Annotated in this window: 19 protein-coding genes; 3 read left to right on the top strand and 16 right to left on the bottom strand. The window is 70.6% G+C overall.

Going from position 1 to position 22,433, the window contains the following annotated elements:
• Window positions 1-29 precede the first annotated feature (29 nt).
• Together ADK54_RS10950 and ADK54_RS10945 are read right to left on the bottom strand one after the other, a co-directional pair.
• On the bottom strand, window positions 30-785 hold the full coding sequence (locus tag ADK54_RS10950) for a response regulator transcription factor (protein WP_053725413.1): 756 nt from the start codon (window positions 783-785) through the stop codon (window positions 30-32).
• Window positions 786-820: 35 nt separating this feature from the next.
• The gene (locus tag ADK54_RS10945) at window positions 821-1,696 is read right to left on the bottom strand and encodes a sensor histidine kinase (RefSeq protein WP_078966286.1); all 876 of its coding nucleotides are present in this window, start codon (window positions 1,694-1,696) and stop codon (window positions 821-823) included.
• Between the two features lie 128 nt (window positions 1,697-1,824).
• Between ADK54_RS10945 and ADK54_RS10940 the strand changes: the two genes are divergently transcribed.
• Both ADK54_RS10940 and ADK54_RS10935 read left to right on the top strand, forming a co-directional pair.
• Complete coding sequence (locus ADK54_RS10940; RefSeq protein ID WP_078966296.1) at window positions 1,825-2,568, top strand: ABC transporter ATP-binding protein; 744 nt, start codon at window positions 1,825-1,827, stop codon at window positions 2,566-2,568.
• Window positions 2,565-4,910 carry an ABC transporter permease gene (locus tag ADK54_RS10935; protein ID WP_053725373.1) on the top strand — a complete coding sequence of 782 codons (2,346 nt, stop codon included), beginning with the start codon at window positions 2,565-2,567 and terminating at the stop codon, window positions 4,908-4,910. Before ADK54_RS10940 ends, ADK54_RS10935 begins: the two co-directional genes overlap by 4 nt.
• A gap of 214 nt (window positions 4,911-5,124) precedes the next feature.
• Here ADK54_RS10935 and ADK54_RS10930 read toward each other — a convergent pair whose 3' ends face one another.
• The 9 genes from ADK54_RS10930 to ADK54_RS10890 all read right to left on the bottom strand — a co-directional run bounded on the left by ADK54_RS10930 (window position 5,125) and on the right by ADK54_RS10890 (window position 15,170).
• Window positions 5,125-6,336: a bile acid:sodium symporter family protein gene (locus ADK54_RS10930; protein ID WP_078966285.1), complete on the bottom strand. Its 1,212-nt coding sequence runs from the start codon at window positions 6,334-6,336 to the stop codon at window positions 5,125-5,127.
• A gap of 81 nt (window positions 6,337-6,417) precedes the next feature.
• The gene (locus ADK54_RS10925) at window positions 6,418-7,275 is read right to left on the bottom strand and encodes an isocitrate lyase/PEP mutase family protein (RefSeq protein WP_053725372.1); all 858 of its coding nucleotides are present in this window, start codon (window positions 7,273-7,275) and stop codon (window positions 6,418-6,420) included.
• Between the two features lie 630 nt (window positions 7,276-7,905).
• Complete coding sequence (locus ADK54_RS10920; protein WP_053725411.1) at window positions 7,906-9,135, bottom strand: beta-ketoacyl-[acyl-carrier-protein] synthase family protein; 1,230 nt, start codon at window positions 9,133-9,135, stop codon at window positions 7,906-7,908.
• Window positions 9,135-9,404 (bottom strand): acyl carrier protein, encoded by a 270-nt coding sequence (locus ADK54_RS10915; protein ID WP_053725371.1) that lies wholly within the window; start codon window positions 9,402-9,404, stop codon window positions 9,135-9,137. Before ADK54_RS10915 ends, ADK54_RS10920 begins: the two co-directional genes overlap by 1 nt.
• Before the next feature lie 2 nt (window positions 9,405-9,406).
• Window positions 9,407-10,462, bottom strand: a complete 1,056-nt coding sequence (locus tag ADK54_RS10910) for a beta-ketoacyl-ACP synthase III (RefSeq protein WP_053725370.1) — start codon at window positions 10,460-10,462, stop codon at window positions 9,407-9,409.
• Between the two features lie 20 nt (window positions 10,463-10,482).
• Window positions 10,483-11,331 (bottom strand): SDR family NAD(P)-dependent oxidoreductase, encoded by an 849-nt coding sequence (locus tag ADK54_RS10905; RefSeq protein ID WP_053725369.1) that lies wholly within the window; start codon window positions 11,329-11,331, stop codon window positions 10,483-10,485.
• Window positions 11,328-12,398 carry a 3-oxoacyl-ACP synthase III family protein gene (locus ADK54_RS10900; protein WP_053725368.1) on the bottom strand — a complete coding sequence of 357 codons (1,071 nt, stop codon included), beginning with the start codon at window positions 12,396-12,398 and terminating at the stop codon, window positions 11,328-11,330. The genes ADK54_RS10905 and ADK54_RS10900 overlap by 4 nt, the downstream gene beginning before the upstream one ends.
• Window positions 12,395-14,269 carry an acyl-CoA dehydrogenase gene (locus ADK54_RS10895; RefSeq protein WP_053725367.1) on the bottom strand — a complete coding sequence of 625 codons (1,875 nt, stop codon included), beginning with the start codon at window positions 14,267-14,269 and terminating at the stop codon, window positions 12,395-12,397. The genes ADK54_RS10900 and ADK54_RS10895 overlap by 4 nt, the downstream gene beginning before the upstream one ends.
• Before the next feature lie 28 nt (window positions 14,270-14,297).
• Entirely contained in the window at window positions 14,298-15,170 is an 873-nt protein-coding gene (locus ADK54_RS10890; protein WP_078966295.1) for an ACP S-malonyltransferase, read from the bottom strand.
• Between the two features lie 536 nt (window positions 15,171-15,706).
• On the opposite strand from ADK54_RS10890, the gene ADK54_RS10885 reads away from it, so the two are divergent.
• Entirely contained in the window at window positions 15,707-17,098 is a 1,392-nt protein-coding gene (locus tag ADK54_RS10885) for a hypothetical protein (RefSeq protein WP_063801946.1), read from the top strand.
• 96 nt (window positions 17,099-17,194) lie between these two features.
• Here the strand turns inward: ADK54_RS10885 and ADK54_RS44810 are convergent, their stop codons facing one another.
• The 5 genes from ADK54_RS44810 to ADK54_RS10860 form a co-directional block, all read right to left on the bottom strand.
• Entirely contained in the window at window positions 17,195-18,334 is a 1,140-nt protein-coding gene (locus tag ADK54_RS44810; RefSeq protein ID WP_063801945.1) for a hypothetical protein, read from the bottom strand.
• Window positions 18,335-19,231: 897 nt separating this feature from the next.
• Window positions 19,232-19,645, bottom strand: a complete 414-nt coding sequence (locus tag ADK54_RS10875) for a hypothetical protein (RefSeq protein WP_053725363.1) — start codon at window positions 19,643-19,645, stop codon at window positions 19,232-19,234.
• Between the two features lie 281 nt (window positions 19,646-19,926).
• The gene (locus ADK54_RS10870) at window positions 19,927-20,739 is read right to left on the bottom strand and encodes an SAM-dependent methyltransferase (RefSeq protein ID WP_053725362.1); all 813 of its coding nucleotides are present in this window, start codon (window positions 20,737-20,739) and stop codon (window positions 19,927-19,929) included.
• A gap of 191 nt (window positions 20,740-20,930) precedes the next feature.
• The gene (locus tag ADK54_RS10865; protein ID WP_234392003.1) at window positions 20,931-21,629 is read right to left on the bottom strand and encodes a metal-dependent hydrolase; all 699 of its coding nucleotides are present in this window, start codon (window positions 21,627-21,629) and stop codon (window positions 20,931-20,933) included.
• A gap of 169 nt (window positions 21,630-21,798) precedes the next feature.
• Window positions 21,799-22,302, bottom strand: coding sequence for an LURP-one-related/scramblase family protein (locus tag ADK54_RS10860; protein ID WP_053725360.1), 504 nt, complete (start codon window positions 22,300-22,302; stop codon window positions 21,799-21,801).
• Window positions 22,303-22,433: the final 131 nt, after the last annotated feature.

Genomic DNA, 22,433 nt, shown 5'->3' with positions numbered 1-22,433 from the left:
AGCCGGGACCGATCCGTCGTGGAAGCCTGTCAGTCGGCGGCCGAGCCACCAGGGGTCACCAGGCCCGTTTCGTAGGCCAGGACGACGGCTTGGGCGCGGTCGCGGAGGGCGAGTTTGGCGAAGATGCGGGCGACGTGGGTCTTCACGGTGGCCTCGCTGAGGGTGAGGGCTTCGGCGAGGTCGGTGTTCGACAGGCCACGGCCCATCAGGGCCAGCACCTGCAGTTCACGCGGGGTCAGCGCGGCCAGGTCGCGATGGATGGCGGGTGTGCGGACCACGGAGGCCCCGGCCGTGGGGCGGGGAGCCTGGCCGGGGGACTGGTCGGCACCGCGGGCGGTGGCGTAGCGCTCGACCAGACGGCGGGTGATCGAGGGGGCGAGCAGTGCGTCGCCGGTGTTGATCAGCCGTACGGATGCGGCGAGGTGGGCGGCGGTGACGTCCTTGAGCAGGAAGCCGCTCGCCCCGGCGGCGAGCGCTGCGTAGACGTAGCTGTCGAGGTCGAACGTGGTGAGCATGAGGACCCGGCAGTCCGGGAGTAGGCGCAGGATGCGCTTGGCGGCTTCCAAGCCGTTCAGGTGGGGCATCCGGATGTCCATCAGGAGGACGTCCGGGCGCAGCCGTTGGGCCTCCGCGATGGCCTGCACGCCGTCCGCGGCCTCGCCGACCACTTCGATGCCGCGCGAGGTGAGGATGAGGCGGAAGCCGGTGCGGATGAGCTCCTCGTCGTCGGCGATGAGGACGCGCGGACCGCCTGTTTCGCCGGGAGCGTTGAGATCCCGACCGATGGTCCCATGGGCGCGCAGGTCGGGGGGTGGCTCGGTCACGGGCTCTCCAGAGGGATGCGGGCGCGGACGCGGTAACCGCCGCCGATACGGCGCCGGGCGTCGAAGTGGCCGCCGTAGACGGCGACGCGCTCGCGGAGACCGATCAGGCCACGCCCGGCTCCGTTGTACCGGCGCTTGTGGTCACCCGGTGCGGCACCCGGACTCGTGGGGTCGGCGGACAGCACGCTCGGTCCGCTGTTGAGGACCTCGACCCGCAGACTGTGGTCGGCGTAGCGCACCGTCACCGACGCCTTGCCGCCGTCGCCGTACTTGAGCGCGTTGGTGAGCGCCTCCTGGACGATCCGGTAGGCGGTGACGTCGATGCCGGGCGCCAGTGGGCGCGGTTCGCCGGAGATGCGCACCTCGACCGGGAGGCCGGCGAAGGCGATCCGGTCGACGAGGGTGCCCAGTTGGCTCAGGCTCGGCTGAGGTGCGAGCCCGGAGAGGTCGCCGTGCCGCTCATCCCCGTCGTCGTCGCCGTTCGGCGAGGGAGCCAACAGGCCCAGCAGATGGCGCAGTTCGGTCATGGCGTCGCGCCCCGCGCCCTCGACGGCCCGCAGCGCGGTCGCGGCCTCGTTCGGCAGCGCGGCCAGCACCTCGCGGGCGGCGCTCGCCTGAACGACCATCAGACTGACCTTGTGGCTGACGACATCGTGCAACTCGCGGGCGATGCGAGCGCGTTCGGCCGTCACCGCGGTGCGCGCGGCGGCCTCCCGTTCGCGCTCCAGCAGCCAGCGCCGGTCCTCCAGGACCTTGCGGTAACGGCGGCGGGCGCGGGCAAGCAGCACGGTGGTGCTGCCCGCCACCGCCAGGCTCCCCGTCACCAGGGCAGTCAGTAGCCAGCCCGTTCCCGATATCCACACGGCGTCCATCCTGCCAGGCAGGAGGCGAGCAGACGTCCACCCCCAGGACCAGCTCGTACATCGCCAGGATGAGCGTCGCCGCGGACTACCTCCAGGGGCTGACGCCCCGAACGCCCACGCCGCCTACCGTCCCTGTCATGACCACCGAACACATCAGGGGCGCTGCCCCAGGAACCGGCCCGGCCACCGTGCGCGGCCAGGACGTCGTCCAAGTGAGGGGCCTGCGCAAGGAGTACGGCGACACCGTCGCCCTGGACGGAGTGACGCTGGAGATCGGCGCGGGCGAGGCGGTGGCGGTGATGGGCCCGTCCGGCTGCGGCAAGTCGACCCTGTTGAACATGATCGCCGGCCTTGACCGGCCGAGCGCAGGCTCGGTGCGTGTGCACGGCGAGGACCTCGGCAGCATCAACGAGACCGGCCTCGCGCTCTTCCGGCGCCGTCGGATCGGCATGATCTTCCAGTTCTTCAACCTCATCGACGACCTGCCCGCGATCGACAACATCGCACTGGCCGCCCAGCTCACCGGAACACCGGCCCGCCAAGCCCGGCGCAGAGCCCTGGAGTTGCTCGACGAACTCGGCATCGCCGACCGCAGGAACGTCTATCCCGCGGCCCTCAGCGGTGGCGAGCGCCAACGGGTCGCGGTGGCTCGCGCACTGATGAACCGTCCCGCGCTGCTGCTGGCGGACGAGCCGACCGGCGCGCTGGACAGCCACGCGGGCGAGCAGGTGATGGACCTGCTCATCGACCTCAACCAACTGGGCCAGACCCTGATGCTGGTGACGCACGATCGGCGGCTCGCCACGCGCTGCGCCAGTCGCCTGGTCACGATGGCGGACGGCCGGATCACCGGCGAGCGGACTCTGGAGCGTTCGGCGTGAGCGCGGTGTGGCGAGCCTCACGCGCGGCCGTGCGCCGCCGCCGGCTGCAGACCTCCGTGATCGCAGTGGTGGTCCTCGTCTCCAGCATGGCCCTCGTGGTTGCCCTCGGCCTGCTCGACGTCGTGTCCGGACCGTTCGACCGGCTCTTCGGCCAGGCACGGGGCGCGCATGTCGTCGCCACCTTCGACGCGGCGAAAGTGCCGGCCGCACAGGTGGCGCGGACCGCGCACCGTCCGGGGGTTCAGGGCGCGGCGGGACCGTTTCCGCAAGCCGTGGTCGACCTGCCGCGGAGCGTGGCCGACGAGCTGCCCGGGATGGGGACGGGCCCGGTGACCGTGGTGGGGCGCGGGGACCCGGGGGGACCGGTCGACCGCCTGGACCTGTTCGCCGGACACTGGGCCACCGGCCCCGGCCAACTCGTCCTGGCGCTGCCGGACGCGCCCGGGATGGGCACCGGGCCGCACTCCCCGCTCGGCAAACGGATCCGGCTGCCCGGGCTTGCGCCATTGACCGTCGTCGGCCTCGCGTCCAGCGTGAGCGGAACCGCGCAGGCGTGGGTGTCCCCGGAGCAGATCGAAGCCTTGCACCCCACGACGTACCAGATGCTGTACCGGTTCGACCGGGCCGCGACGCCCCGTCAGATCACGGCCGGCACGACAGCGGTGACCACCGGCCTGCCGTCGGGCTCGCTGGTGGCCCATCAGTCGTACCTGACGCTGAAGGCGCAGATCGCCTCCCAGCCCAATGCCTTCGTACCGTTCCTCATGGCCTTCGGGATCCTCGGCCTGCTGGTGGCCGTCCTGATCGTGGGCAATGTGGTGAGTGGTGCGGTGGTGTCCGGCTTCCGGCACATCGGGGTGCTCAAGTCCCTGGGATTCACGCCCAATCAGGTGGTCGCGGTCTATCTGGTGATGGTCTGCGTCCCGGCGACGGTGGGCGCGGCGGCCGGGACGGCACTCGGCGCGGTGGTCGCGCGGCCGCTCCTGCACCAGGTCTTCCAGGGCGCGGAACTCGGTACGGTGAACGTCGCGCCGACGGTCAGCTCCTGGGTGTACGTGTCCACGGGGCTGGGCATGCCCGCGGTCGTGGTGCTGGCCGCGCTGATCCCGGCGCTGCGCGCACACCGGCTCTCCGCGGCACGTGCGATCAGCGCGGGCAGCGCTCCCGGCGGAGGACGGGGGCTGAAGGTGCAGCGGTGGCTGACCGGCGCGCGACTGCCGCGCTCGGTGACCCTGGGGCTCGGTCTGCCCTTCGCCCGGCCCGGACGGGCCCTGCTCACCGTCTCCGCGGTGCTGCTCGGGGTGGCGACGGTGACCTTCGCGACCGGCCTGGCGACCACCATGGTCTCCTACGGCGACGCCGTCGAGGGCGCCGGCAGACTCCAAGTCGTCGTCTGGCGAGGGGAAGCCAGGTTCGGACAATCCGTCCCGCATCATGACGATGTCGCTGCACAGACGCTGTTGCGCGGTCTGCCGCAGGCGGCGGACGTCTCCGCCGTGGGCTTCGCCGATGTGCGGCTGCTCGGCCAGAGCCAGGGCGTGACGATCCAAGGCGCGCGCGAGGGCCGGTCCGTACTGCAGGACGACCTGGCCAGAGGCCGGTGGATGCGCACCCGCGGAGAGGTAGTGGCCTCCGGTAAATTTCTGTCCAAGCACGGCGTGAGCCTCGGTGACTCGTTCACGTTGGGCGCGGCGGACGGCCGCACGGAGCGCGTGACCCTGGTCGGTGAGGTCATGTCCGGGCCGGCGGACATGATGCGCGCCGACTGGTCGACACTGACCGCCCTGGCGCCGGGCGCGCAGGCCAACCAGTACTGGGTGCGGCTCAGCCCCCAAGCCGATACCGCCGCCTACATGAAGGCCGTTCGGGCCGCCGACCCCGGACTCGATCCGAGCGCGCAGACATCGGTGAACGCCGGAGCCATGACGGTGATCGGCTCCGCCTCCGCGCTGACTCTGATGCTGTCGGTGGTCGCCGCGATGGGAGTGTTCAACACGGTCGTGCTGAACAGCCGGGAGCGGCGGCGCGACCTCGGGATGCTGAAGTCGATCGGCATGACCCCACGCCAGGTCACCGTGATGCTGGTGGTGTCCATGGCGGGGCTCGGTCTGATCGGCGGGATCCTCGGGCTGCCGCTGGGGGTGGCGGCCTATCGTGTGGTGATCCCGCTGACCGAGAGCAGCGCCCACCTCGCTCTCCCGGACCGGATGCTGGACGTCTGGCACCCGGGAGCCATGGCGCTGCTGGCCCTTGCCGGGGTGGCGATCGCCGCACTGGGCGCGGTGCTACCGGCGCGAACGGCGGCCCGGCAGACCATCGCCCGGGTCCTGCACACCGAATGACAGCCGAGCCGCTTCGAGCCAGGGCCGCCCTGCACGTGGCGATGGCGGTGGGTGCGGCGGCCGGGTCCGGCGGCACGGCACGTTCAGCGGGCGTCCCGCCCAGGTCCCGCACGTGAACGCGGTGCGGACTGGCCTGCCATGCCGCCCGGAAATCCGTCGGCCTGCCGTCCGCCGAGGCGGTCAAGTACCGCCGCTAGCCGGGTAGTTCAGGCGGTCAACAGCTCGTGTCCGGAGGCGTCTTCACGCCGTAGGGTGCCGACCGCCTCCCGACCGGCGGCCAAACCTTCGTCGCCGGACCTGGGCCGGGTCCCCGGGGTTTGCGTGGCCTCCCTGCTTCATCGCGCCCGTTGTACTCCTGTGGTGGTCCTGCGCGTTCTTCGAGAACCTCGCGGTGTGGTTCCGCCCGGCCAAGTCGCCGGGTTCTCGGGTCGGCGGATCGGTTGGTCGACCAGCGGCGGGCCAGCCAGGCGCAGGCCACCAACTGGATGGTGTGGTAGAGCATCAGCGGCAGTATCACTATCCCGACCCGCTCCGCAGGAAACAGGACAGTGGCCATCGGCAGCCCGCTGGCCAGGCTCTTGTTCGAGCCGCAGAACACGGCGGTGACCCGGTCCGCGTACGGCAGGCCGATCAGGCGGGCAGTGCCGTTGGCGAGCTGTAGGGCCAGGACGAGCAGGAGCACGCACAGCGCGGCCAGCAGGAGCAGCCGCCCGGGCGAGACGCGCTGCCAGATGCCGGTGGTCATGCCCCGGCTGAACGCGGAGTAGACGACGAGCAGGATGGAGCCCCGGTCGCACACGGTGATCAACGCCCGGTGTCTGCCCAGCCATTCGGTGACCCAGCGCCGCGCCACCTGCCCGGCGAGGAAGGGCACCAGGAGCTGAAGGGCGATGTCCCCGAGCTGCGAGGTTCGTATCGGCATTCCCTCGCCGCCGGTCTGCCCGATGAGGGCGACCACCAGGACGGGAGTCAGCACCACTCCGAGGACGGTGGAGAACGACGCCGAGCAGATGGCCGCCGCCACATTGCCCCGGGCCATCGACGTGAAGGCGATCGAGGACTGCACGGTGGACGGAAGGATCGTCAGGAAAAGGACACCGACGGCCAGTTCCGTGCCGAGCACCGCACCCGGCAGCAACCCGGCCGCCAGTCCCGCCAGAGGAAAGGCGACGAAGGTCAGAGCCAGGATGGGGACGTGCAGCCGCCAGTGCCGCAGACCGTCGTACGCCGCCTGCGGCGAGAGGCGGGCACCGTAGAGGAAGAACAGCAGCCCGACGGCGACCCGGACGGCGAGCGAGACGCCGTCAGCCGCTGCCCCCTCCACCGGGGCGAGCGTCGCCACGCCGATGACGGCGAACAGCGCGACGATGTACCAGTCCACGCGGTGCCGGACGTGACGGGCGACCGAGCGCAGGATGAGGAGCATGGATCTCCTTGTACGGAGCGGGACTTACGAGGCGCGGGGCCGCGCCGCCGCTCAAGCGACGCGGCCCCTCCCGACTCACCGTCAGGCGCCGGCCGGGACACGGCCGTGGTGGCGGCTGATGTTCCGCTCAAGCAGCGACAGGCACTCGGCGACGCCGACACTGGCCGGGGTGTGCTCGGGCAGCCGCCCGTCGGCCGCCCTGAGCTCGCTCAGCGCGCCGTCGATGGCGGTCTGGGCGGCGAACAGGCAGGGCGTGCTGTAGATCGCGACGTCGATGCCGAGCTCCTGAAGCTCCGTCAGCGAGAGCCGCGGCGACTTGCCGCCCGCGATCTGGTTGAAGAGCAGCGGCTTGTCGCCGATGACGCGGCGCACCTTGTGGATCCAGTCGATGCTGCGTACCCCGTCGACGAGGATCACGTCGGCGTCGGTCGCGGCCAGGGCCTTGGCCCGGCGCAGGATCTCCTCCTCCTCGGTGGCGTCCGTGCGCGCGACGACGACCAGGTCTCGGCGCGCCTTGAGGACCATGTCGAGCTTTTCGAGGTACTGGTCAAGAGCCAGCACCTGCTTGCCGTCCACGTGGCCGCAGCGGCGCGGGCGCTGCTGGTCCTCCAGGATGACCCCGGAGGCCCCGCCGTTCTCCAGCTGTTGGACCACGTGGCACGCCGTCTCCGGGTCGACGTAACCGTCGTCGATGTCGACCAGCAGGTGCTGCTGGGGGAAGGCGAGCCGCAGCCGCTGGACGAACGCGACGATGTCGGGCCAGGCGATGAAGCCGATGTCGGGCAGGCCGTAGTGGGAGGCCGCGAAGCCGAATCCCGAGACGAACATCCCGTCGTAGTGCCGCGCCGCCACGGACGCGGAGAACATGTCGAAAATGCCGATCAGGGGGGTGGTGCCGTCGCTGTGTATCGCGGTGCGTAGCCGGTTGGGGTGATTCACGGGTACCCTCCGATGAGGTCGCGGTCATGTGTCTCGCGGCCGGCCCGTTGCCTGCCAAGTCGACGGCCGGTGCGAGGCGTTGCATACCAAAGCGTCCCTGGGGCCATGCCGTTTCGGTGTGGCCCCATTTCTGTGTGCACATGTCTGTCGTGCGTGCGGTTCGTTCCCTTGCGCGCGGTAAACGGCATGAGCAATTACAGGAATTGCTGATCCCGTCCCGGCATGAGCAGCATAGGAAAAGAGTTGGTCATGTAACAACCATGACTTCGTAATGCAGGACGTTCATGGCTAATTTTGCGCCGGTCGTCGCTGGCCGCGGCCACCACGGGAAGGCCTGCCGAAAAAGGGCGCGACCGCAGGTCCGGTGGCATTTCGAGCGCGACGGCTTCAGTAACTGACCACCCGTCAGGTTCGGTAGTGCCGACGCCTGATAGTCCGAATCGATCCGCATGGCCCCGGTGGGCAGCTAATGCGCTGGATTACGCCACCTGTCGCAGGGGAATTGGCCACGCCGTGCCGGCCGCAGGGCTGATTCAAATCCAATGCAGTGACCCGTCCCCGGAAGGCCGCCGGCCCCGCGCCGCAGGGCGGGGCGGGGCGGGGCAGTGTCACGCCTGGAAGGCGCGGAGGTCAGGTGCTGGTGGAGAAGGCGAGGACGGTGTTGTGGCCGCCGAATCCGAGCGAGTGGCTGAGGGCGACGGTGAGCGGCTGCCGGCGGGCACGGCCGGTGACGAGGTCGAGGCCGGCGGTGGCCGCGTCGGGTTCGGCGAAGTTGGCGGTGGGCGGGACGGTCGAGCGCTGCAGGGACGTGACGGTGAGGGCCGCCTCGATGGCTCCGGCTGCGCCCATGGTGTGGCCGAGGACGCCTTTGGCGGAGGTGACGGACGGCGGACGGGAGGCGAACAGGGCGTGGATGACGGCGGCTTCCGTGCGGTCGTTGAGGCGGGTGCTGGTGCCGTGCGCGTTGATGTGGTCGACGTCGTGGGTGGTCGCGTCGGCGGTGTGGAGTGCTTGGAGGACGGCACGGCGCAGTCCGTCGCCTTCGGGATGGGGGGTGGTGGGGTGATGGGCGTCGCTGGTGGCGGCGTGGCCGATGAGGTAGGCACTGGTCGGTGCCTGGCGGGCCGCGGCGTGGGCGGTGCGTTCGAGGACGATCACGGCGGCGCCTTCGCCGAGGACGAAGCCGTCGCGGTCCTTGTCGAAGGGGCGGGAGGCGCGCGCGGGGTCGTGTGTCCGCCGGGAGAGCGCTCCCATTTTGGCGAAGGCGGCCGCGCACAGCGGGGTGGTCATGGCGTCGCCCCCGGCGGCCAGCGCGATGTCGCAGAGGCCCAGGTCGAGGAGGAGACCGGCGGTGATGATGGCGCTGGCCCCGGAGGCGCAGGCGGTGGAGGTCTGCAGGGCTGGTCCGGTGATGCCGAGTGCGAGGGTGAGGTGGCCGGCGGCCATGTTCGGGAGGTAGGCGGTGAGGGTGAGCGGGGACAGGCCGGTGATGCCGTGGTCGAGGAATCTGCGGTGCTGGGTTTCGAGGGTGGAGATGCCGCCCGCTGCGGATCCGACGACCAGGGCGACGCGGGCGGGGTCCCAGTCGGCGGGATCGAGGCGTGCTGAGCGCAGGGCTTCGGCGGCCGCGGCGAGCAGGAGTTGGGTGGAGCGGTCGTAGCGCCACGGCTGGCGTGTGCCGGGCAGGGCGTCGGGGCCGAAGCCGGGGACGCGGCACGTGAAGTCGACGGGGAGTCCCGCGAGTTCAGGGTCCGTACGGGCGGTGGAGCGTCCGGCGCATACGGCCTGCCAGGTGGCCTCGGTCCCGATTCCGCCCGGGGTCACGAGGCCGATGCCGGTGACGGCCAGGGCGTCGGGCATCAGCCGCACTCGTCGCCAGCCGCGGGCTGTTCGTGCCGGGGGAGGAGGGTGGTGATGGTTCGGGAGATTTCCCCGACGGTGCGGTCGGGGGTGGCCTCGCTGTCGTCCAGGGGCACGTCCCAGTGTTCTTGGAGCGTGACGTAGAGCTCCACGGCTGCCAGGGAGTCCAGTTCGAGGTCGGCGAGGGTGCTGCGGGGCGTGATCCGGTCGGCGGGCACCTCGAATTTGGTGGTGAGGACCGTGGTGAGGTGGGTCAGGACGGTGTCCATGGCTACTGGCTCCTTGCTGGGTTCGGAGGTTCGGCAGGCTTGCTGCGGGGGGTGGCGGATGGCCAGGTGAGGGCGATGGAGGCCCAGGTGAGGCCACCGCCGAAGGCGGTCAGGACGGTGCGGTCGCCGGGGTGGAGGGCATGGTGGACGGCGGGGTCAGTTAGAACGAGGGGGATGGAGGCCGCGGCGGTGTTGCCGAGGCGGGCGATGTTTCCGAAGCAATGCTCGGTCGGCAGACCGAGACGGTCGGCGACGGAGTCGAGAATGCGTTGGTTGGCCTGGTGGCCGATGAAGGCGCGTGCGGTCTCCGGGGCCCAGCCGGCCGCGGTGAGCACCTGATGGGCGGAGCCTGTCATGTGGCGGACGGCGCGTGCGTAGACCTCTCGGCCGTGCATGTGGAAGTAGTGGGCGGTGGGTTCGGGCGGGGGCGGGTGATTCGGCTGGCGGGAGCCGCCCGCGGGGATGGTGATGAGGTCGCGGCCGCTGCCGTCGGAGCCGAGGTCGACCGCATGGATCGCGCCCGGTGTCGCGGGGCTGCCCCGGCTCAGGACGGCGGCTCCGGCCCCGTCGCCGAACAGGGCGGCGGTTTCACGGTCGTGGGGGTCGACGATGGTGGAGTACGTGTCGGCGCCGATGACCAGGCAGGTGTGACAGAGGCCGCCGCGGATGAGGGCGGTGGCCGTGGCCAGGGCGTAGAGGAACCCGGAGCAGACGGCCGCCATGTCGAAGGCGGGCACGGTGCCCAGGTTCAGGCGGTGGGCGATCTGGGGTGCGGTGGCCGGGCAGGGGTGGTCGGGGGTAGTGGTGGCGAGGATGACCATGTCCACGGTGGGGTTTCCCGCGGAGGCGATCGCGGCGCCGCCGGCTGCGGTGGCGAGGTCGCTGGTGGCCTGCCCCGGGCTGATGCGCCTGCGGTGGGTGATGCCGGTGCGGGTGCGGATCCAGTCGTCGGTGGTTTTGAGGTCTCCGGTGCTGATGATGTCGTTGTTGCTGAGGGTGTCTGCGGGGAGACAGGAGCCGGTGCCGGTGATGACGGCGGTGGTGTCGTCGAAATGCATGGGTGCCTTCGGGAGAGAGGTCAGGCGGCGAATGGCGAGGGCGGTTTGGGGATGCCGGCCAGTCCTCCGTCGGGGACGGACAGGCCGCCGTCCAGGACGAGGGCGTGGCCGGTGAGGAATGCCGCGGCCGGGCCGGCCAGGAAGAGGGCCGCGAGGGCGACTTCGTCGGGTTCCGCCCAGCGACCGAGCGGGACGTGCGCCATCAGCCAGTCGGAGAGCGGGCCCGTGGCGGCGAATTCGGTCATGTCGGTGCGGGTCCATCCGGGGCAAAGGGCGTTGACGCGGATGCCCTGACGGGCCCAGCCGTTGGCGAGGCTGCGTGCGAGGGAGACCTGGGCGGCTTTCGAGGCGGCGTAGGCCTCCATCATGGGGGTGCCGACCAGTCCGGCGACGGAGGACATGAGGGTCAGGCTGGCCCTCTGGGAGGCGGCCAGGTAGGGGTGGGCGGCCCGGCACAGCGCGGCGGTGGCGTTGACGTTGAGCGCGATGACCTGGTCCCAGTGGCTCTGTTCGCTGCCCTGCAGGGGGACCATGACGGGGGAGCCGTCCGGTGCGGTGGGCAGGGCGCCGGCGTTGTGGATGACGATGTCGAGGCCGCCTAAGAAGCCGGCTGCCTGGTCGACGACGGTGGCCGGTGCGCCGGGGTGCGTGAGGTCGGCCGGGACGGCGACGGCCTTGCGGCCGCGTTCTTCGACGCCTCTCAGGGTGGCGTCCAGGGCGGCCGCGGTGCGGGCGGACAGGGCGAGGTCGCAGCCCGCGTCGGCGAGGGCCAGTGCGACGGCTCTGCCGATGCCGCGGGAGGCTCCGGTCACCAGGGCGCGCGCTCCGTCGATGCGGAAGCGGTCGAGGGCGCTGGGGGCAGTGGTCATGAGGGGGTCCCTTCTTGTCCGGGCTGGGCAACGGGGGTGGGGCCGATGCGTACGGCGGGGGCACCGCTCCAGGTGAGCAGGGCGCTGCCCCAGGTCATGCCGGCTCCGAATACGGTGATCAGGATGCGGGCGCCGGGGCGCAGGGTGTGGCGTGCGGCCGCGGCGGTCAGGGCGTAGGGGGCGCTGGCCGCGCCGATGTTGCCGACCTCGTCTCCGACGATGACGAGCGTGTCGGCGTCGAGGCCGAGCTCCTCGCCCAGGCGGTGCAGCAGGACGGGGTTGGGCTGGTGGGCGATGAGGCAGTCGAGGTCGCCCAGGTCCAGGTTGTTGCGGGTGAGGGCTTCGCTCACCAGGCGGGGGAAAATGGCGCTGATGAAGCGGCCGACAGCGCGTCCGTCCATCTGGATGCAATGGCTTTTGTCGGCCAGGGTGGCCGCGGTGGCGGGGTTTCGGCTGCCGCCGGCGGGGATGAGGACGTGATCGGCGAGGGTGCCGTCGGATCCGAACGAGAAGTCCTGGAAGCCCGTTTCGAGGTCGGCGGGGCCGAGAATGGCGGCAGCCGCTCCGTCGGCGAAGAGCACGGAAGTGGCCCGGTCGGTGGGGTCGAGGAACTTCGAGTAGGCCTCGACGCCGACCACGGCGGCGTAGCGGGGTGCGCGTTCCGCGCGCAGCCAGTCGTGGGCCACCTTGATGGCGAAGAGCCAGCCGGAGCAGGCTGCGCTGACGTCGAGGGCCACGGCGTGGTCGGCTTTGAGGAGGGCTTGGATGCGGCAGGCGGTGGAGGGGCCGAGTTCGTCGGGGGTGGAAGTGGCGCAGATCAGCAGGCCGATGTCACACGCGTCCAGACCGGCGGCGGTGGCGGCGGCTCGCACGGCGCAGGCGGCGAGGTCGGAGGCTGCTTCGTCGGGGGCGGCGACGTGCCGGCTGCGGACGCCGGTGCGTTCGTGGATCCATTCGGCGCTCACTCCGGTCTGGTAGGCCACCTCCTCGTTGGTGCGCAGATGCCGGGGCAGGTAGCTGCCCATGCCGCGGATTCCGATACGGCGTGGGGAAGCGGGACGGTTCATGACATCGCTCCATGCTTCCAAGTGAGGGTCTGGGCGAGGGCCTGGTTGTAGTCCTCGGCTCCCAGGGGGGCGGGGACGACGTCGGAGGGCAGGGCGAAAGCGTCCTCCAGCCAGCGGAGGTGGGGCAGAACCGCGTCGCAGAGCAGGTCGGTGACCCGCGGCAGCTCGTCCAGGTCGGCGGGGGCCAGCGTGCCCCCGGCAAGCAGGGAGCCGGCATGGCGGCGGGCCGCCAGGGCGCCGTGCAGCGCGGCGAGTGGCTCCAGGCGGCTTCGGGTCTCGGGGTCGGGGATCGCGGTCAGGGTGCGGGTGACGTCATCGGCGGCCAGCCGGGCGGCGTACGCGGATCCGAGCTCGGCCGCTTCGTCGAGCAGGGGGTTCCACACCGCGAAGCTGTCCTTGGCGTGGTGGCCTGCCGCGGCTAAAGCGTCACGACGGGTCGTCAGCCGGCGAGTGAGCTCCTGGGTGTGCCGACGCAGCAACGTGGGCCACCACTGCGGGTCCTGGAGCGGCGGCAAGGGCGTGACGTCGTCCGATGAAGGTGCGGTGGCCTCGTCGGCGAGGGCCCGCCCGAGGTCGTAGCAGATCAACTGGCTGTCTCCGCCAGCGGGTTCGAAGGCTTCGAGGAATCCGCGGTAGGAGGCGAGACGGTTGGCGTCCAGAAATCCGGCGAACCCGCAGTGGCGCTGGCACAGGGCGGTGATCCGTGCTGCCTCACGGACGCTGTGGGCCTTGTACGCGGACAGTGGCCGGCTCACGGCAGACCACGGGGCGAACCCGATGGGGTCGGCGCCGTCGGACGAACCCTGGCGCTGTGCGGACCGGGAGGCGGCCCACAGCTCAAGGGCGCGGTCGGCGGCGCAGGTCAGAGCGAAGGCATCGGCCATGGCGCCGAGCACCGCATGTTGCTGGCTGCGGTAGTCGAGCAGCGGTGTACCGGGGGCGAGGCGCCCCTGGGTGCGGCGCCGACGTGCGTAGCGGACGGCTGCCACCCCGGCCTGCCGGGCGAGGGCCGCGGCCGCGGCGGGCAGCGTGGCCCACAGGGCCTGCCCCACACACAGCGTGCGCGCCAGGCGCCGGTCCGGTGAGCCGAGCGGTTCGTGGAAGGCACCGTCCGGGCCGATGGTCGCATCGTCGCGCAGCCAGTGTTCCCACGGCAGCCGTACGCCGGTGAAGCAGACGTAGGCGTAGTCCAGCGGCAGGGCGCTGAGTTCGACCGGGCCGGTCATCTCGATGCCGGGCAGCGGACCGGATGCGTCGCTGAGTTCGACCAGGAACGGGAAGACGCCGCAGTCGTCCCCCTCCACGACCAGCCGGGCCAGGGCGACGCCGACGCGGGGGATGCCGTGGGCGGCGGTACTGGAGAACTTGACCGCCCCCTGGTCCGGCGTGGTCAGGATGAACTCACGGGTCTGTGCATCGAACTCGGCGACCGTGCGGGTGGCCAGGTGACTGTTGGACTGGCCGATCTCCGTGACCAGGTAGGAGCACTTCGCGCGGGCTGTTTCCAGCGTCTCGAACTGTTCGCGCAGCGGGCCGTGGTCAGGGGCCAGACAGATCAGGGAACCCAGCCCCAGGACGCTGTGATTGATGACGGTCATGCACAGGGCCGGCTCGGCCGCCGCGCTCCAGGCGACGAGGGCGGCGAGCTGTGCGGGGGAGCGGAACAGGTCCCGGGCCCGCGGGAGGGCGCGGGTCAGCTGACGCAGGCGTGCCGTCAGGCGGGCGTCCCTGCCGGTGGGGTCGGGAGGGTCGGGCGCGGGGTGGTGGCGCAGTGCCTGGTGGAGGGCCGCGAGGAACGTTGGCGCACAGCCACTGTGCACCAGCTCGTGCAGCGGGCCGGTGTCGGAGCGGGGGAGTGAGGGTGCGTTCATGGGGGCCTCCGGAGCAGGGGAGGGGCGGTCACCAGGAGAAGCCGGGATCGGCCAGTGGCGCATGCACCGTGACGGACCGCCCTTTCAGGATCCGCCGGGCGTTCGCGGCCAAGGCGCTTCCGGTGCCGGCTTCGAACAGCCGCACCCGCTGCCCGGGCAGGGCATGCCCGGTGGCCAGAGCCACGGCATCGGGTACATGGGCGGGCCACAGCAGGCAGTCGGCGAGGCGGGCCGGCACGTCGTCTCCCGGAACGTAGGGGCGGCGGGCGACGGCGGACAGGACCGCACAGCTCATGGGCTGTGCGGGGTGACGGCGGACCACCTGCGCGAACTCCTCGGCCTGCCGGCCCAGCGCAGGATGGTGGGAGGAGAACGGCAGTCGGAGCCGCGCCGAGGCGATGCCCATCGCGGCAGCGCTCTTCTCCACCCGCCGCAACTGATCGACGGGGCCGCTGACAACGCATTCCTGGAAGTCGTTCACGCAGGCCACCACGACCTCCCGGCCGCCGGCCTGCGACACCATGCCGCGGGCCGCGGCCTGCCCGCAGCCCAGCAGGGTCAGACCGCCCGGACAGGAACTCGTAAGGATGCGACCCAGTTCCCAGGCGATCGCCGCCCCTTGAGGCACGTCGAAGACGCCTGCCGCGGTCAACGCGGGGATCTCCCCGAAACTGACCCCGACCACCGCGTCAGGAGGCCCAAAGCGTTCGATGAGGGCCCTGTGCACCGTCAAAGACGCCCCGAACAAGGCCAACTGCGCCACCCCCACCGGGGCCCGCGCAAGATCACGCCCGCTGGGAGGTGCCGGACCCAGCAACCACGGCTCCAGCAACGGCAGTCCGCGGCGCTTCGCCACCTGGTCCACTTCCTCGAACACCTCACCCATGACCCGGCGCAGCATCCCGTGCGCACCAGCCGCCCGAAGCAGCGGTGACAAGGGGAAGTCCCCCTGCCCTGCGAAGAGGTGAACATGGCGGGGATCAGGCGCGTCCGTCGTAGTCGTCCGCTGCCGTTGCACGGTGTTCTCCTCAGGACCTGCCGGTACTGCTCCCGAACGGGGCGGCCCATCGTCCCGGCGTCGGGTCCAACCGGCCGTCGGGTCGCCGAAGACCTGGGCGAGCAGCCCAGCCGCCGTCCAGGAAAGATGTTCGGAGCAGCGGGGACCGGCCGTGCCGCCGTGGTCGCGGACCACAGGAAAACCATGGATACCCGACAAGGGCATTACGTCACCTCGGCGTGGCAATGCTGAGGGAGCGAGACATGGCATGTACGTACGGGCGCCCACGCTGCGCGGATGAACGCCCCAATGCGCCCTTCCGCTGCTCCCGTTCACGTCTCACTCTGAAGACTGCTCCGCCTCGGCCTCAGGGACGCGGCGTTCCAGGGGGCAACGTGTTGAACAGAAACGGATGTTGAACGTCGCAAAGCGGAGTGCCCATGCCGTCCCGCCGCACGACACCCGGCCGAACTCCCAACCAGCCACTGCGCCGACTGCTGTCCGAAACAGGCTGGAGCGGTGCCCGGCTCGCCCGCGAGCTCAATGCGGCAGCAACAGAACAGGGGTGGCCGCTCACCTACGACCGGACCACGGTGGCCCACTGGCTCGCCGGCACCCGGCCCCGCCCGCACATCGCCCAACTCGCGGCAGAAGTGCTGTCCCGGGCCCTGGGCAGACCCGTCAGCGTCACCGACACTGGCCTGAACCCTGCTCCTGCCGAATCGGGTGCGAGCGGTCCAGTGCCGTGGGGAGACGCTGCCGTGGACATGCTGGAACACCTCAACGAGCCACCCGGCCGGGGCGGCCACTCTCCCGGCGCCGTGTACAGCCTTGCCGGGCTGGCCCTCCCGACCTGGGCACCGCGGGCAGAACGGTCCGTCAGCACCCGTACGGGGGACCCGGTCGTGGGGCCGGAGCAGCTGGCCGCCTGCCAGTCCTTGCTGCCGGTCTTCTCCCGGGCCGACGCCTGCTTCGGCGCCGGTGTCATGCGCGAGGCCTTGAGCCGCTTTCTGGCCATCAGTGCGGCCGGGTGGCTCCGGATGCCGGCCGAGCCCCGCTTCCGTCGCGGTCTGTGCACGGTCGCCGGGCAGATGGCCTACCTCTGTGCTTTCGCCCACTTCGACTCCAACCTCCACCGCCGAGCCCAGCAGTACTACCTCACCTCGCTCGCGTTGGCCCACGAGGCGGGCGACCGAGCCGGCTACGCACTGGGCCTGCGAGGGCTGAGCGTCCAGGCCCACGCGCTGGGGCACTTCCCGCAGGCCGACCGGCTCGCCGCCCAGGCCGTCAGCCTCGGCCTCCCCCACACCCCGCCCGGCCAACAGGCCTTCTTCCTCGGCCAGCTCGCCGTGACCCGCGCGAGCCTGAACGACCCGAAGGCCGCCGCCCGCCATCTGACAGCCGCCGAGCACCTGCTCGACGGGCCAGCCTCCAGCACGTCACCGGTCGGCGCCTACCACCCGGCAGCTCTGGCCCTCCACCACGCCGTTGTCGCCGGCAGTCTGGGTGATCACCGCCGGGCGGCCACATCTCTGCAAGCCTCCCTGCGCCACCGGCCGCCCACCGAGAACCGCTCCCGCGCCATCACCCTCGCCCAGCTCGCCGAGGCTCAGCTCAACTGCGGCAGTCTCGAACTCGCCTGCCACACCTGGGCCGAATTCCTCACCGTGCACTCCCAGATCAGCAGCGCCCGCGTGGATGGACACCTCACCACACTCATCGCTCGCATACGTCCCTACCGCCACAACCGCGCAGCAGCGGCACTCCTCGACCGAGCACAACAACTACGGCCCCGACGGGCGACCGGGAAGGACGCAGAGGACCGGCCGTGAGCTGCCCCCCAAAAAAAAGCAACAGGCACTTGACCCACGCGGGCAAGGAGCAGCGATCAGTCATCAAGTCGGCTCGTACCACCGGCCGTGCGGCGATCAGGAGCGGACCCGGCCGGTCCGCTCACCGCCCACCGGAGACACCACGGGCACCGACTCGGTACGGGTCGCACGCCTCAGCACACCGAGCGGACCCAGACCGGACAACACCTGCAGCACCTGGCCACCCAACCGGGCTCCGCAATCGGCGATCGTCAGCGTTGCGACATCGATGCAGCGGGGCCGAAGCTGGCCCAGCGCACTGATCCGGTGGACCGGCGTCACGGCGGCGGCGGCCTGCGCAGCGGCCGCGACCGGACTGGTACCGGCTCCCGCCAGCAACAGCACATCGCTTTCGGCCAGCGCGGAACGCGCCGCGGAGAGGAGGTCGGTCATGGTGTAGCACCACTGATCAGGGTGCTGTCCACGCAAGCGGGGAAACCTCCTGCGCAGGACCGCGAGCAACCGGGCAACCTCGACACTCACGCTGCCCGGCGCGACCACGAAAGCGAGTCGCTCCGGGGCACAGGCCGTGAGAGCCTCGGCATCCCGGACCGACCTGACCCGGTACGACTCTCCGCCCCCCGACGCAACCGGAACGCCGATGCCTGAGCCCCACACAGGTTCCCCCACCAGCACAACCTCATCCCCTCGCGCCCGGAAGGAACGCATGGCGGACGCGCTGTCCCCTGCTGCCGGGCAACGCGCCTGAAGAGCGCAACCACAGGCCGCCCATGCGCTGTCCCGCGGTTCGGGCTGCGCCGGGAACACCCCCGCGAAGGCCGCGGTGTCCCCGCTGCGCGGCGCGGGACCGTCGGCAGGATCAAGGGTGAAGGTCCGGCGGGTGCGCATCACCGACCGCCACGAGGCGATCTCTTCGCTGGCCCACGCCATCGCGGCGAAGTCCGCGCGATGCGCGGCGACCGCGAGACCGCGGAAACCACCTACCGGGTCTTCGTACGACACGGCGAAGATCGTTCCCTCGCCACGAGTCGTCTCCCCGCTCACCTGCTGCTCGACACCCAGGTCCCGCGCCTGGACGGCGAGGCCGGCCTCTTCGGCGGCCGCGATCACAGCAGGGTGCGCCGGACAACCGACCCGGCCTCGATCGGGATGCATCCACGACCGGGCCACGATCAAGGCGCCCCGCCTTGCGGGAACACAGCCCTCCAGCGTCTCCAACAGCACACTGCGGTTCATCGAATTACTCCAGGGGAAGAGAGAGGACGCGCGTCACGGGGCGCCTCCCACGAAGTCGTGTGCGGTTCGACCTGAGGCAGGGACTTGCTCCTGTTGCCGCTGGATCCTCCCCCCCCCGTGTTCCTACCGTGGACGGGTGGAGGTGGGGCGCCATGGTGTGTGTCGTTGCAGGAAGACTCGGGCGCGGGAGACCGCGGCTCGACAGCGTGTGGCAGAACTCCGGGCCGAGGCGGCGGAGTCGGCGGTCCGGCTGGAGAGGGACCGGGAGGATCTGTCGCGGTCGCAGATCGCGCGAGACACTGCCGTGCAGGTGCTGGCCCCTCGACCTTTCCGGTCGTCACCGGCAGGCCGATCCGCGGCACGACCTGCCGGTGGGACAGCTAAGGCAATCCCGTGAGCTGGACTGGTGGATCAGGCTCATTCGGATGGGAGCGCTGCGGACGATGTCGTGCACCGGAGGGTAGGACGGCACTTCTGTCGTGTCCGATCAGACCACTGCCAAAAGGGCTTCCACGCGCATCCGTATTGTCCTCGCCGCTGTGACTCCGACCGCTGTCACCATCCTGGGTGGGGCAGGCGCCCGTCTCCGCGCGGGCCACAGGAGCATGTGGGCCGTCTCCGGGACGTGGCGTACGCGCTGCCACTGTCAGCGGATGAGAGATGGGGTGGGCGCCGGGTGCTGTCGCTGGGCGGTGTGTGCGGAGTTCGTGTGCTGGCACGGAACAGGGAGACCGCACCCAGTGCCGGGCTCGCCGCCTCTCCTTCGCCGTGCAGGCGGCGATGGTGTCAGCGTGGTTACGTGCCTGCCGGCCCCGTGCCGCTGCCCACACCTGAGGGTGTGCGGGCAGCAGCACGGGGCTGGTGTGCTGTGTAGGGCAGGTCAGCGGTCTTGAAGGGTCAGAGGAGCTTCTGCGGGGCCTGGAACTGGTCGACGGGCGCGATGTTGCACGCGGCCTTGGGGCCGCCGAGGAGGTGCCCGCCGATGCCCTCGCCCTCCGGCAGAGGCACCAGGCAGCGACCGTCGACGTTGACGAGCGAGGCACCGTAGGTGTTGAGGATGCCGCCGGCCTCGCCGACGATGGCGGTGTCACCGTTGCGGGTCGCGAAGTCCGTGGCACCGGTGCCGCTGACGGTCGCGCCCTGCGCGAGCGCGTTGGCGAGGATGCCGGCGAGCGCGCTGGCGGGGATGCTCTGGAGCCCGTTGGCGGGCTTCTTGGGGGCCTGGGGGCCCGTGGTGGCCGAGGCGGGCGCGGCGATGGCCATCGTTGCGGCGGTGGCGAAAGCCGCCCCGGCGAGAACCTGCTTGATCACGGTTGTGCTCCCGTTCGGTGGATCAGAGAGGGGTGACAGGGCCGCCCTGGGGGAAGCCCGTCGCCTCTTGGAACGACGCACATGCGCAATACGTCACCAATTGCCACCATTTGGGCCAACGCTCGCTTCGCTGGTCCGATGATGGCGAGCCACCCGCTGGCGGGTCGAGGCTGCACCTATACCGTGGCCGGCGCCGCCGCGGTCAGGCGGCAGGCGCAGGGCGGTGAGCACGGCACCCGGCTCCTGCACATCGTCCTTCGGCGTAGACGTGCCGGCGTCTGTCAGGGTTTTACGGCGACTGCGCCGAACTGGGGGAGTGCGGCAGCGGAGTTGGACTCGGCGCGCCATTGCGAGCAGGACACGAGACCGGGAGTGAGCAGGTCCAGGCCGTCGAAGAAGGCGCTGATCTCTGCGCGGCTGCGGGCGGTGATCGGTGGCGTGGCGTTTTCGTTCCAGAACTTCATGGCCTCGATGTTGCCCTCGCCGCCGAGGTCGGTGTCGGTGGTGGGGTGTGTGAGGGCGAGATAGCTGCCGGAGGGGACCGAGGCCATGATGCGGCGCACGATGTCCTGCGCCTGGCCCGTGTCGAGGACGAAGTTGAGGATTCCCAGCATCAGGACAGCGACGGGCCGCTCAAGGTCGAGGGTGTTCGAGGCGCCCTCGATGACGCGGTCCGGTTGGTGGACGTCGGCGTCGATGTAATCGGTGACTCCCTGGGGAGTGCCGGTCAGCAGGCTGCGGGCATGGACGAGCACGATGGGGTCGTTGTCGACGTAGACGACCCGGGACTCGGGTGCGATCCGTTGGGCGATCTCGTGGGTGTTGTCCAGGGTCGGCAGTCCGGTGCCGATGTCCAGGAACTGCCGCACCGAGCAGTCGGCGGTGAGGAATCGGACCGTACGGCCGAGGAAGGCACGGTCTGCGCGAGCCACGTCCCGGATCACTGGGAACATCGCGGCGACCTGGTCGCCAACCTGCTGGTCGGCCTCGTAGTTGTCCTTCCCGCCGATCCAGTAGTTCCACACCCGTGCGTTGTGCGCGACCCCGGTATTCAGCCTGCCCGACACGTCGGACGGGTGCTGGCTCTCACTCACGTCTTCCTCTTTCTCTTGCTCACCCACGAGGAGTCCTGGACGGTTGGCCGCCACGGCGACGGCGGACCGTCACTGCCATTGTGGTGTTCGTGGATCACGACGTCCCGGGATTCGGCTGCCATGCCCCCGGCCGGGGTGGAAACATCCCCACCGGCCCGCCGGTCGAGCTGCTCGCACAGTCCGTCGGTCCGTCAGCTGATGGGGTGGGGCGAGAGCACACTGAACCAGAGCAGGGCAATGGTGGCGACGCCCATGGCCGGGGTGAGTATCTCCGTCTCCAGCTTGTTTCCGCTGCGCTTGATCACCACGATCTCGTAGCGGTTCTTGAGCGGCCACAGCCACGGCGCGCCGCGCTTGGTGATCGAGTCCCCCAGAAGGTGAGCCAGGCAGCCGAGGCCGATGGCGTACGGCAGCCAACCGGGCGCCGACGGGATGAACTTGGCGATGGCGGCCGTGCCGACACCGGCCATCGCGACGATGGTGCCCCAGGCGTGGAAGCCATGGCCGGGCGGGCAGATGTTGAGGGCGCGAACCGCGAGGGCCAGCAGGAAGAAGGTCATACTGAGGGTGAACGGTCGGCCCAGGTAGGAAACTCCGGCCCAACTGCCCAGGGTCATGAAGGCCACGAAGAACAGCGAGTGCGTGGCGTGGCGGTGGCCGCCGGAGATCCAGGCGACGAACCGGCAGAGGAGCTTGGAGACCGGACCCAGGAAGTTGGCGATGGTGCCGTCGTGGTGATCCAGGTCGGGCAGCAGTGCGGCGCCGGCGCACAGCACGGTGCCCATCAGGATTTCCTGTGGCGCAAGATGCGTGTGCAGTACCAACGGTGGCAGGTACGGCGCGGTCCCCGCGAAGAGCAGGGCACCGCTGACGGCATGAGAGTGGCCCATCATGGCGTTGTTCGTTCTCTCCCGATCGGGCGCCGCCTCAGCGGCGCGCTGTTGAGTCCAGCAGGCGCTCCCGGAGCGCCTGCCCGGACGTGAGGATCCTGCTCTGCCCGTCGACGGCCGCCAACTCCACCGGGGGCAACCGGCATGACTCGTCTCGGGTGGCAATGGTCTAGAGGTTGGTGAGCCTTTCGCCCTTGCGGTCTTCGAGGGTGTGGTCCACGCACACCGCGAGGATGATCAGCAACGTCGCGTCCTGCTCGCTCAGCACATCGACCGCGTAGGCGTCACGGATGCTGAACCACCGCCGGGAGATGTGTGCAAGGGTGGTGCCCGCGTGCTGGATGTCGAACTCGCGGTCCCAGAAGTTGCCGACCACTTTCAGCCGTCGGCCGTCCCGCAGGCTGACCTTGAACCGGTCCCCGAAGATCCGGAACCTCCGCTTGCTGATCCGGCCCACTGCCTTGCCGTCTCGCCGGATGAGGATCGTGTGGTGGAGGGACACCCTCTTCTTGACGATGCCGGCCACCTGGTCGCCGCGGGTGTCCACGAAGTGGAACGTGGTCCGCAGGCGCAACAGCTTCCTGTTGACCTTGTACAGCTTCTCCCGCTGTTCGGTCTCGATCCAGGCTTCTTCGTGGAAGGCGAGCATGCGATCGCGTACCAGGTAACGCATCAAGTCCCCCCTTGTTGGTCGCGTTCCCGGGCTGCGCGAGTCCGGCGGCGTAACCGTTGGACGTGGGCAAGGAACGCCCGTGCCGTGCATGATAGTTGCCGAATTGCGCAAAGTTGAAATCAACTTGATGC

This window comes from Streptomyces sp. WM6378 (assembly GCF_001279695.1).
Lineage (GTDB): Bacteria > Actinomycetota > Actinomycetes > Streptomycetales > Streptomycetaceae > Streptomyces.
This window is presented reverse-complemented; position numbering and strand designations above follow the sequence as displayed.